General features: G+C 52.7%; 7 protein-coding genes. All 7 read right to left on the bottom strand.

Going from position 1 to position 11,424, the window contains the following annotated elements; all coding sequences use genetic code 11:
* Positions 1-120 precede the first annotated feature (120 nt).
* Complete coding sequence (locus F0P93_RS28530; protein ID WP_374756790.1) at positions 121-3,300, bottom strand: SusC/RagA family TonB-linked outer membrane protein; 3,180 nt, start codon at positions 3,298-3,300, stop codon at positions 121-123.
* Between the two features lie 521 nt (positions 3,301-3,821).
* Positions 3,822-5,327, bottom strand: a complete 1,506-nt coding sequence (locus F0P93_RS28525; RefSeq protein ID WP_191908946.1) for a DUF4384 domain-containing protein — start codon at positions 5,325-5,327, stop codon at positions 3,822-3,824.
* 37 nt (positions 5,328-5,364) lie between these two features.
* Positions 5,365-6,813 carry a caspase family protein gene (locus tag F0P93_RS28520; RefSeq protein WP_150881208.1) on the bottom strand — a complete coding sequence of 483 codons (1,449 nt, stop codon included), beginning with the start codon at positions 6,811-6,813 and terminating at the stop codon, positions 5,365-5,367.
* Positions 6,810-7,931, bottom strand: a complete 1,122-nt coding sequence (locus F0P93_RS28515) for a caspase family protein (RefSeq protein WP_150881207.1) — start codon at positions 7,929-7,931, stop codon at positions 6,810-6,812. Before F0P93_RS28515 ends, F0P93_RS28520 begins: the two co-directional genes overlap by 4 nt.
* A 65-nt stretch (positions 7,932-7,996) precedes the next feature.
* Positions 7,997-8,734: a hypothetical protein gene (locus tag F0P93_RS28510; RefSeq protein WP_150881206.1), complete on the bottom strand. Its 738-nt coding sequence runs from the start codon at positions 8,732-8,734 to the stop codon at positions 7,997-7,999.
* A 14-nt stretch (positions 8,735-8,748) separates the two neighbouring features.
* Positions 8,749-9,540 carry a LamG domain-containing protein gene (locus F0P93_RS28505; RefSeq protein WP_150881205.1) on the bottom strand — a complete coding sequence of 264 codons (792 nt, stop codon included), beginning with the start codon at positions 9,538-9,540 and terminating at the stop codon, positions 8,749-8,751.
* A gap of 300 nt (positions 9,541-9,840) precedes the next feature.
* Positions 9,841-11,331, bottom strand: coding sequence for a glycoside hydrolase family 130 protein (locus F0P93_RS28500; protein WP_191908945.1), 1,491 nt, complete (start codon positions 11,329-11,331; stop codon positions 9,841-9,843).
* Positions 11,332-11,424 lie beyond the last annotated feature (93 nt).

Raw genomic sequence — 11,424 nt, 5'->3', positions numbered from 1 at the left:
CGTCGAGGAAATCGGAACAACCCACCGGACCCAGCAGCACCGCCCCCAGCAGGGCGATTTTGCTCACTTTACTAACTATATGTTTCATCGTCAACTGTCTTTTGAATACCTTTTAATCAATTAAAACCCAATCTGCAGACCGAACATGTACGTGGTCGGTTTCGGATAGTTGTGCCAGATCATGCCTTGTGAGAAGGCACTGTTGCCATCACCCTGGTTGGTCGGCGTCACTTCCGGATCACCTACGATCTTGTCGTCAACGAGCAGGAAGAAGTTCTGCACGGTTGCGTAAGCCCGCAGGCGGTTCAGTTTGAGTTTGTTGGTTACGTTGCTCGGGAAGGTGTAGCCGAACAACAGGTTGCGGCCCCGCAGGAATGAACCATCCTTGATCCAGTGGCTGTCTACGTTGGTGACATAACCAGCGCGGGTATCCCGGATTTCAGCAATCATCGTATTCTGGTTGGTCGGGGTCCAGGCGTTCAATACCGAAGTGTAGCTGTTGGCCAGCGCCTGACGGTCTTCGCTTGGGTGCAGGTTCATCAACATGACGTCATTGCCATACGAGAACTGCAATTCCAGCGTCAGGTCGAAGTTTTTGTAACGGAAGTTGTTGGTCATAGCACCCCATGATTTCGGGCTACCGTTCCCAATGATACTCCGGTCGGCATCCGTGATGGCGCGGTCGCCGTTCACATCCAGGTATTTGATGTCACCCGGCAGCATCGTCAAACCGTTCCGGTAGCTGGTGAAACGGGCGGCTTCTTCGCGTTCGGCTTCGCTCCAGACACCCACCCGGGTCAGACCCCAGAATGCGCCAACCGGCTCGCCGATGCGGATTACGTTCGTTGGATTCGTAAAGTTCGGCCCACCCACATTGAAGATGTCCGACGGCGTCGCCAGAGCCAATACTTTGTTGCGGTTGAACGAGATATTGAAGGTCGTGTTCCACTGGAAACCACCGGCATCGATGTTGACCGTGTTCAGACCGAATTCAAAGCCTTTGTTCTGCATTGAACCCACGTTCCGGCGAATCGTGGCATATCCACTTGTGCGCGGAACCGGCGCATCCAACAGCATGTCGGTCGTCTTGCGATAGTAGTAATCCGCTTCCAAGGAAATCCGTCCTTTCAGCAAGCCCAGTTCCACACCAAAGTCGGTCTGAGCGGTTTTTTCCCAACGCAGATCCGGGTTCGCCAGACGGCTGATCCCCGTACCCGACACCCGCGCATCGCCATAAATGGTTGCGTAGTTCGAGCTGAGCAGCGACAACGACGAGTAAGGCGGTATTTCGGAGTTCCCCGTCAAACCGAAGCTGGTCCGTACTTTCAGGTTCGAGATGATGGAATTGCCTTTCAGAAACTCTTCTTCCGATGCCCGCCACGCCAGAGCTGCCGAGGGGAAGAATGCAAATTTGTGGTTTTCACCAAATTTCGAAGACCCATCGGCCCGACCGGTAACGGTGAACAGATACTTATCCATCAGGCTGTAGTTGATCCGACCGAAGTAGGAGTTAAACGCCGAACGGGAAGCACCTGATCCAACACCCGGGTTGGTAGCCCCTGCACCGAGGTTGTTGAATGTAAAATAATCGGTGGCAAAGTTGTTGACTGCCGCACTGATGCTGAACACATCCGTTTCCTGCCAAGAAATACCCAACAGGGCGTTGATGGCGTTTTTCTCGTTGATCTGCTTGTTGTAGGTCAGGTAGTTTTCCAGTGACCAGAACGTTTCTTTCCGGTTACTAGCCGATGCGTTCCCGTTTCCGCCGATGTTCAGCGTCCGGGTTTGGGACTGGTTGTTTTCCTGGGTTTGTACGTTAGCACCCAAAATCGTCCGCATTTCCAGTCCTTTCGCCAGCGTAATGTTGGAGTACAGGCTACCGATCGTCGTTTGGGTGTTCAGAATGTATTTCCGACCCATCAGGCGGTGAACCGAGCTCATGGTTCCTTCTGCAAACGGGAAATCCCGGTTGTTGGCGTAGGTTCCGTCTTCGTATTTAACCGGCAGGAACGGAAAATCTTCCACAATCTGGCGGGCAACGGCATCGCCCTGATCCACAATGTTTTCCGACTGGTTGTTGTAGCTCAGCGTACCACCCACTTTCAACCACGATTTCACTTGATCGTCGATCGTAAACCGGCCCGAATACCGTTTCATGTACGAGGTTTTAATCAACCCCTGATCATCGCGGTAACCCAGTGAAACCGAGTATTGCGTGCGGTCGTTACCCCCGCTGAAACCCAACTGGTGGTTTTGCGACAATTTGTTTTGAGTCGATTCTTCCAGCCAGTTCGTATCGAACTTGGGGCTTCCGTCGGAATTCCAGACCCGGGGGTCGATCCGGCGCAGTTTGGGGTTCAGATACGCCCATTTACCGGCTGCCCAGCCAACGGGATCGTATTTCGCCATGTTGGCCCAGGCCAGATCTTCTACCGCCATATATTGGGCAGTGTTCAATACTTCCGGCCGGTTGGGTCCGATCGTGTTTACGCTGAAATCGACGTTGTAAGTCACCTGACCTTCACCGGATTTCCCTTTTTTCGTTGTTACCAGAATAACCCCGTTGGCACCCCGCGCTCCGTAAATGGCGGTCGAGGAGGCATCTTTCAACACTTCCACCGAAACGATGTCGTTCGGGTTGATGTAGTCGATGGCCGAGCTAAACTGGTTCTGGTTCCCCTGCGGCAGCATCACGCCGTCGACCACATACAGTGGGTTGTTCGAGGAGTTGATGGAGCTAAACCCGCGAACGCGAATGGTGGTCCGACCGCCGGGACGACCCGAGTTGGTGTTAACCTGCACACCCGGCATCCGGCCCGACAACGCCTGCGTTAGCGAAGCCGCCGGGCGTTCCTTCAGTTCGGCTTCTTTCACGGAACCGACGGCCCCCGTCAAGTCGCTTTTCTTCGCCGTACCGTACCCGATGACGACGATTTCTTCCAGCACTTTGTTGTCGGCTTTCAGGCTGACATCAACCGAACTCTGAGCGCCAACACTCACTTCCTGAGACAGATACCCAACGAAAGAGAAAACCAGCGTTGCGCCCCGCTCGGGAACTTCGATTTTGTACTGACCATTAGCGTCAGTCACCGTACCCCGTTGGGTTCCTTTCAGAACAATACTGACACCCGGTAAGGGAGAACTCGTCTCATCGGTTACTTTGCCGGAGAGGGTTCTGTCAACCGTACTGGCTGCCAAAGCGTTTTTAGATGAAGCGCCCGCGTTGGGGTCTTTCGCTGCGAGAGCGACATTCGTGCAGACAAAAGCCAGCAGGAGTTGAGGAATGGATAATCTCATCATCCTGACAAGCCGGGCTTGCGGTAGTAAGAGTTTTACCATAGATGTTGTGAACCGTTGACACGGAGGTTTATTAGAGTGGTAGAATTAGTAAGAAAGAAACATGATTATCTTTTGCAAAACTAATAAATAGTAAGGTTCAAATTGCCTACGATTAGCCACTATTAATAAAAAATATTAATAAATTAATAGTGGCCTGTTTATTTGAAATTTTGAATCCGATTTATTTTATTTCCGCAGGGGTCAGTCAGGAAAGAAATCCATTCCTAAATACTCCAAAAAACACACAATATAATACTAACAATCAATCACTTAACAAATAACAGAATCGAGCATTGACTCTACAACTGCCATTTTGGCCGACTTGCTTTTGTCCATTTTTTACTTGAATGTACACCATAACAATTCGTTTTTTTTACTTAGGCAATCAAAAAAAAATACATATCGATTTGCTCATTTGTTAAAAATCAGGGCCACATTTTCCGCTCAGGCAAGTCCTGAAGAACTCCAAAAACCGCATCTGTTTATCTCGCTACCGTCCGCGTCGTGATCTGAATCCGGTCTTCCGCAACCTGATGGGGCGGTATCGTGCACCGCAGGGCCGTCAGGGTTTCGGTCAGTGAACCCACCAGAAGGGCATACCCGTTTTCATGCCGCAAATACAGTCGGGAATTCGGTTTGGCCGGAATCGGGCAAAATGCCGTTTGGCTGGCATACGCCAGCAGGTATTCCGTTCCGAAAGGTTCGGCGCAGAAAAACGACGCGTCCGGAGCAATCGGAACATACCGATTGACCTGATCCGCCCTGATTTCGAAATCATTTTCCAGCAGGGTTTTCGTGCCATCCGCCAGTACATACAGCAGCCGCAAATGACCGGGACGGTTTACCCGGGCTTCGATCGTGATCTGATTCCCCGGCCAATATTCGACCCCGGTTCGGCCCCGGTCTGTTCGAATTTCCACCGTTAGTGGCGTTGCACCGGCCACGAAATGCTGCCGGAGCGTATCCTGAAAAGCCAGCACCTGCTGGTACTGCGCTGGTTTCAGCCGAAGGTTTTGCCCACTGATCCACGCCAGCGGCAACGTAGTATTCTCAATTTTTGCCAGAACCCGATTCGTACGGGCATCAAACACCTCCGCAACGAGTCGCAGGTTGTTCAGATCTTCCCGGTAATAGCCCCGAATCCACAGCAACGAGTCGGTGCGATGCGTTGTCGGAACGACCGCCACAGCCGCCTGTTTTTGCAGACAACTGTGCAGCGTGGCAAAAATCCGGTCCGACAACGGGTCGTTGATCCCGCAGCGGTTGTAGGTAAACCGGTCCAGACCCAGCCGGGTAGAACCAGCCGGAAGCACTTTCTTTAAGCTTTCCGTGATGGACGTCAGGGTTGTAAACAGGTCGTTTTCGTTTTTCTCGGCCTGCTCCAGATCACCCGGTTTCAAGGCAAAAGCGTCAGATGGCCAGGCGTCAACTTTGGTGATGCCGGCAATTTTAAACGAATGAAACGCATTCAACGCCGGGTCGAATACAAACCGAATCCGAAATTCGACCTGGTTCTGAAATCGAAACGTCTTTCCCTGTTTACCCACACCCTGCACCCGTTTCTCGACGTATAGACTGACGAACGGAAAACCGTCTTGCGTTCGACTGATTCGGTAGCGTGCCTCATCCAGCGTCAGGGTATTGGTCACCGGTTTCCCGGACGAAAAAATACGGGCATCTTTCACGTATTCCTCAACAGTGGTGTAGGCATTAGACCCCGGTCGAAACTCATTGTATACCAGCACTTCCCGGTTCCGAAACGCATCTTTCAGCAAGCCGTTGAGCTGGCTTTGCAACACCTCAAACGGCTGGTTGGCCTCGTAATGCGTCAAAACCTCCAAATTGGTCAGATAGCGGTCACGCACCAGCCGACGGGCATTATCGGCAATTTTCAGTTGGTCGGCCCGCGAGTACGTCTGCGCCAACGCCGACCCAAACGCAGCAAAGACACTGAAAAACAGGACGATCCGAAAAGCCGCTTTACTCATTTTAAAGGCTGGAGATGCGTGTATCGAACGTTCCCGGTTACGGGCGTTTACTTTTTTTTTCGTCTTTTTTCTCACTTCTACTTTCTTTATTCCCGATTCCAATCCCTTTTTCCACGAGCCTGACATCACCCAGCAGCACCGTCCAGCGGTTTTCTTCGTAGAAAGGGTCTTTCCGGGTTTGCAGATCGACCGCCATCTGCTTGGCGGTTTTGGCCGCAAACAGTAGCTGCCCTTTTGGATTAAAAGCCTGAAAATGTTGAAAGTACGTCGCCGTGGTTTCATAACCGCTGACGGTTTTTTCCCAGTCGGCCACCAACGCCAGATCATAGAACGCAATGTCGATGTCGAAATACCGCTTTTCCAGGTTTTTCAGCCTTCTGAGGTAAATCGCGAGCGGGTAGGTTTTCACCGTCGCTTTGGGATTGGACGAACCGACCTGCATGGTGGCATCGGGCAAAAACAGCAGCAGGGCATTTTCAATGGCCAGTTCCCGGATGTTGTCTTGTTGCTCAGGATCGGCAATAACCGATAAATACCGCTGAAATTCGGTCACTTTCTGTTCCGTTAACGCCCGAAAATCAAGGAGTTGCTTTTCGGTAAGCTGGTTTTCCTCCACCACACCCTCCTGGTTCAACAAGGGCTGTTCCGGCGACGCATACACCGTCAGCCGACCCGCCGACGACCGGTTTTCGCGCAGGTTGGCTTCATACAGCGATTGTTTGAAACGCGTGGCGACGTAGCGGGACAGTTGCGTCTGGGTGTTTTTCAGCACGGTTTCCCACGACAGTTCCGCTCCTGAACGAGCCGCCAACTCCAGCACTTCATCGAATGCGCGCGTATAGAAACTGCCCGAATCCGGGTGCGCACAGGCTTCCTGCGGGGGGCGGCTGCTGGCAATCAGGACGTCGCCGGTGACGTCCAGCAGGAGTTTCCGGTACGCCTGATTCAGGGAATCGTTGGTCAGCACCAGCGGCTTTGGTGGAATCCGTTTGCGCCCGGTGGTACGGGTGGCATCAATCACTTCGTTGCAGCAATCCCCCAGGGTTATACACAGCCGCGCTCCTTTCTTTTTCAGCAGGGTATGTAGGTTCAACAGGCTCGGATTCTGCCCGGCCAGCGCATCATCCTTTTCCAGCATCAGAATCGGAAACCGGTCGGTGCGGTTTTTCAGGTTGTAGCCGTGGCCGGTATAATACAGGAAAAGAATGTCGTTCGGTTGGGGGTTGATTTCCTGCAACACGGCCTGGAGCTGTTTTTGGCCGAAATCATCCTGAGCCACAATCCGCTCGTCCAGAGGGTATTGAATGGCAGCCGCCATCTGAACAAACTGCCGGTGCATCACGTCCAGGTCCCGTTTGCAGGCATCGGTCAAAAGCGGGTCTTTGGTGTCAGCCACCACAAGGGCATAAAACGTCTGAGCTTGGCCGAATGGGCTAAAAATCAGCCAGAACAGAACTGTTGGTACGAAACAATTACCCGTTTTCATGGCATTTGAAAGAAAAATTTCCCCCGCAACCGGCCCTCGATGTAGGGTGGCTGTTTAAAACCGCGTTCTTCCAGGCCCCGATCGATCCGGTCGACCATCTCAAAAATATCGAGGTTGGGCTGGCCGATGTGTTTGACCAGTTCGCTCGTAAAAAGCCCATTTTCTTCATTGCCGTCGTAAGCGGCTTTCCCCGGCTCGGTGGCGTAGATGATCAGCGTTCCGACGGCGGGCTGAACAGGTGCAAAAGTCGGCTCGCCCGCGCCCCGGTGCCACGACCGGTAGGGATTATTCCGGCAGGCATCCCAGAAAATGACATTCGATCCCATCGGATTGGTGCCGGCCATTCGGGCCACGAGCCTCCGCAGCGGGTAACACTCAAACTCGACATCGGGCTCAGCAGTCGGGTCGGCGTCCACCGGCTGCACGTAGTTCTCGCCGTTGACCATCAAACCGTGTCCGGCGTAGTAGAAAAGCCCGATGTTGTGGTTTCCCAATTCGGCCAGAAAGGTATCGAAGCTGGTTTTCAGTTCCCGAAGCGGCAGATTTTCTTTGTAGGTAACCGCAAATCCCAGGCTTTCGAGTTGCGTTTTAACCGCTTTGCCGTCGTTTGTCGGATTTTTGAGCGGGTATTTTGCATACTTTCCGTTGGCAATGATGAGCGCCAGCCGTTTGGGAGCCGCCGACTTGGCGGCAATCTCCGTTTTTTCAGGCTGGTTGATAATCAGCCGCGTCTCCGATGTAGTCGTTCCGGCGGCATTGGTAGCCACCACATAGACCTCATTGGCACCGCTCACCAGTTGAATTTCTTCTGCGTATTCCATACCGCAGGCCACTTTGATGATACCCCGCTGTAAGCCGTTGATTTCTTTGTCGTTGTGAAAAAACAGAAGTTTGGTAACGGGCTCCGCCGACTCGATGCACACACTCAGTCGGTAAACCGGCTTGGACTCCGAAACCCGCCGGGTCAGCGGAGTTCGCCAGGTGATGCGTGGCGCGACGGCGGACGGTTTGGTCATTTTCACCCAATCGCTCTGCGCCGAAACCGCCGGAGGCTGTTGGGCCATTCCGGTTCCGGAGACGATCAGAAAGAGGAGCAGAGAACGTAACGTGTTTTTCATAAGTGATGGTCCAAATCCCGGTACAGAGCATATCTTCTAAATAGACAAAAGGTTATCAGCGGTTTTTAAAACCGCATCGAAAACCCCAGGGTTGGCGTCGTTCCCACCCAACCGGCCACGACTTTCCGGACGGATGCCCGCTTTTTCTTCCCGTTTTTCATCCCCTTCAAAAAGGCATACGTCACATCGGCGGCCCAAACCACAGCCGCCACCCGCGTCGCCACCAGATACCGGTGATGGTGCTGCGTTGCCCGGTTGTAATACGGTTCCGCCTGCGGTTCGCTGGTCTGGCTTTCGTAGGTCTGATAAGCCTCTTTCGACCGGCTGCGTTGCACCAGGCCGTAGGCGAGCAACCCGCCATAGGTTGCCGTGATGACCGGTCGCCAGCCGGTTTTCCGATTGGGCTGAACCAGTATGCTTCCCAAACCGGGTACCAGTGCCGACAGCAGCGCGTTGGCAGGACCTCCACCCGAAACCGACAGTACCACCGGTTTGGCCAGAACCGTTACCCGAATCTCATCTTCAATATTGACCCCATCCAGGCGGTAATCCCAGTAGATCGTTTGGTTGGCTCCCGATGAAACGCCTTTCCCAACGGCGCCGGTCACGGTTTTGGGCTTGAAAAACCCATTCCGGCGGCTTTCCACCTGGATGTATACCGAATCGGTCGCGATCAGATTCGCCACATCATAGACAATTTTTACCCGCTGCGTATCCAGTTCGACCCGAACGTTGGAAACCGTCAGCCGGGTATTTCCCGGAGATTGCCCGTAGGCGGTGCCGGTCAGGAGGAGAGCGAGCAAGAGGAAGAGCCGGTTCACTGCTGATAAAGGTCTTTAATTTCAGAATCCGTCAGAGCGCGGTTGTAGATGCGGATGTCGTCCATCAACCCACTGAATTCATTGAGATCGCCCTCCCACGCCACGCCGAAGCGCAACGGGCCACCCGAACAGGAGTCGATCGGACCATCCTTAAATTCTGTACTGGAAATTTGTTTTTGCCCATTCAGGTAAAAGGTGCCGGTTTTGCCTTCAAAAACGGTGACGATGTGCACCCACTGATTCAGTTGAAAGCCTGGATCAAAATACAAAACCCGCTTTTTGGTTTTGTCCTCCTGCTCACAATTGCCGTCCTGCTCAATATCCGCGATGATTTCGTACCCCGTTGTCGAACCGGTCGTGTAAGGTGGGGTAATGCGGGCCGTATATTGGTTGTTGACGTTGTCTTTAAAAACCGCTTTCGAATAGATCTGGGTCGTCGATGTGACGCGCTGCGGTTTTATCCAGAGGCTGATGGACAGGACCGCGGGCCGCAGCAGCACGTTGTCGGGAATTTCAAAATAATCGTCGATGCCGTCCAGCAACAGGGCCGAGTTTGCGTTCGATTTCCGATCCAGCCCGTACGTGGCACCGTTTTTCAGGACCCCGTGCAGGTTGTTTCCACTGGCATCGAGCGTACTGCCGTTGAGTGGATAGTTGCCTACCGGCCCCGTTGCCACCACAAATTGTTTACGCGGCAACACCCAGGCATCACAACTGAACAACAGCAGGACCACCCAAAGTACGCAAAGCGACTTTAGCGATTGGTTGCCAATGAATTGCCTGATCATAAGCTGGTTGCGGCCTTGTTTTCTGTCAGTATCTAAGGTAGTACAAAATAAAAGATAATACCTATTTTATCTTGTAATCAGACAAAAATTTAGATACAGTCTATTTCCTGTAAAAACAAAAAACCGCCCCTGGCGTCAGGGCGGTTTTTATATCGATGTGTTCACTCGAACGATGAGGTTATTGGCCGCGTAGCGACGGTCGGCCGTTGCCGTCGAATGTCTGTAGCAAATGAGACGTGTCAACGGCCCGTATTCGACTCATTATAAACTACCTAATCTCATGGTTCGCATTGAGTTATTTTACAAATTTTGTTCTTCGACATTCACTTCGACCTGCTTCTGGCTGCCGGTCAGTTCGTTCAGGAGTTCCTGCACATTGACGGTGGCGAAGCTGCTGGCGTAGTCCGACATGGCGTACGGAATGATGAGTTCATTGCCGTTGATCAGGCCCCCGCAACTGTACACGACGTTCGGTACATACCCTTCGCGTTCATTTTCGTCGGGACTCAGCAACGGTTCGGTCAGGCGGCCAATCACTTTGCCGGGATCGTTCAGATCGAGTAAAAAGGCACTGATGGCGTATTTCCGCATGGGCCCCACGCCGTGACTCAATACCAGCCAACCAGCCTCAGTTTCGATGGGCGATCCGCAGTTACCGAGTTGAACGAACTCCCAGTGGTAGGTCGGTTTCAGCAGTATTTCTTTCGTTTGCCAGAAATAGAGGTCATCCGAATACATGATGTAAATATTCTCCCCGTCCTGACGGGAAAGCATCACATACCGTCCGTTGATTTTTCGGGGAAACAACGCCATGCCTTTGTTTTGCACCTCGGCCCCGTTCAACGTACTGATGCTGAAGTGGGTAAAGTCCCGGGTAAGCAGCAATTGCGGAAAAGTAACCTGGCCGTTATAGGCGGTATAGGTCGCGTAATACGTCACTTCGCCGTCGTCTTCGACAAATCGCACGAAGCGCGCATCTTCAATTCCGTTGGTTTCATTGGGCGATGTCGGGAAAATGCACCGTTCGTCCAGGCTCTGGTCTTCGTCAAAGTCCAGTTCGTAATTGGAGCGGGCCAGCGTACGCAAACTGCTTGCAATAGCCTCGTACTCAGCATGATGCCGGTATTGACTCAAAACCCGTTTCAGCCGGTCTTCCATCTCTTCGAGCGCAAATTCCTCACCCAAACCAGTCATCATCATTTCCGAAATGGGATTCGACAACCGGAGTTCGTAGAGTTTCCGTTCAAACTGCGCCCGGTTGAACCGGTGGTTCGGCACGATTTCCGGGGAGGTCACGTAGCGCGACGGTTTTCGCAGGATGATTTTGCTGTCCTGATCGATGTAACCCATGCGAAAGGTGATCGACGAAATGTGGCCTTCGCCCGTCGCCCGCATGCTCAGAATAAACCGTTTGAAACCCGGCGGAACGTTGGTCTGGTCGGGGTGCCATACCATCGACGGATTGAACAAAGCCGCCGATTCCAGCGAGTATTCCATCGTGAAATACGCGCCCAGCAGCAGTTTCCGCTCCAGTGTCAACGGCTCGTCGGTCAGGAGCTGGGATTTAATGTGGTTGAAGCGTTTCAGAAAAAACCGCTCCAGTTTGTAATGTCGGCTGCCAAATTCGCGAATCACCTCGCCTAACTTCCGCTCGGCTTCTTCCTCAGTCATGGCATTGACCCGGGCAATAATTTTCAGGGTTCGCGTTGAGCTACTGTGTTCAAAGGGCCGGAAGAGAACGCGCGTTGGGTCAGGGCGCAGGACAATGCCGGTACGGGTTGCCTTTATCATAAGTACTAAAAGGTTGACAGACAGCAGGGTTATGGAATGAGGGAATGAACGCCTGTTTTTGAAGCAGTGCGTTTCATTCCCTCATTGTCTCTG

Origin of the sequence: Larkinella humicola, from assembly GCF_008727875.1 — a bacterium.
GTDB classification, from domain to species: Bacteria; Bacteroidota; Bacteroidia; order Cytophagales; family Spirosomataceae; genus Larkinella; species Larkinella humicola.
This window is presented reverse-complemented; position numbering and strand designations above follow the sequence as displayed.

Bases quoted from the DNA above. Each gene is read 5' to 3' on its own strand.
- F0P93_RS28530 (WP_374756790.1), bottom strand. From the start codon at position 3,300: ATGATGAGATTATCCATTCCTCAACTCCTGCTGGCTTTTGTCTGCACG.
- F0P93_RS28500 (WP_191908945.1), bottom strand. From the start codon at position 11,331: ATGATAAAGGCAACCCGTACCGGCATTGTCCTGCGCCCTGACCCAACG.
- F0P93_RS28525 (WP_191908946.1), bottom strand. From the start codon at position 5,327: ATGAGTAAAGCGGCTTTTCGGATCGTCCTGTTTTTCAGTGTCTTTGCT.
- F0P93_RS28520 (WP_150881208.1), bottom strand. From the start codon at position 6,813: ATGAAAACGGGTAATTGTTTCGTACCAACAGTTCTGTTCTGGCTGATT.
- F0P93_RS28505 (WP_150881205.1), bottom strand. From the start codon at position 9,540: ATGATCAGGCAATTCATTGGCAACCAATCGCTAAAGTCGCTTTGCGTA.
- F0P93_RS28515 (WP_150881207.1), bottom strand. From the start codon at position 7,931: ATGAAAAACACGTTACGTTCTCTGCTCCTCTTTCTGATCGTCTCCGGA.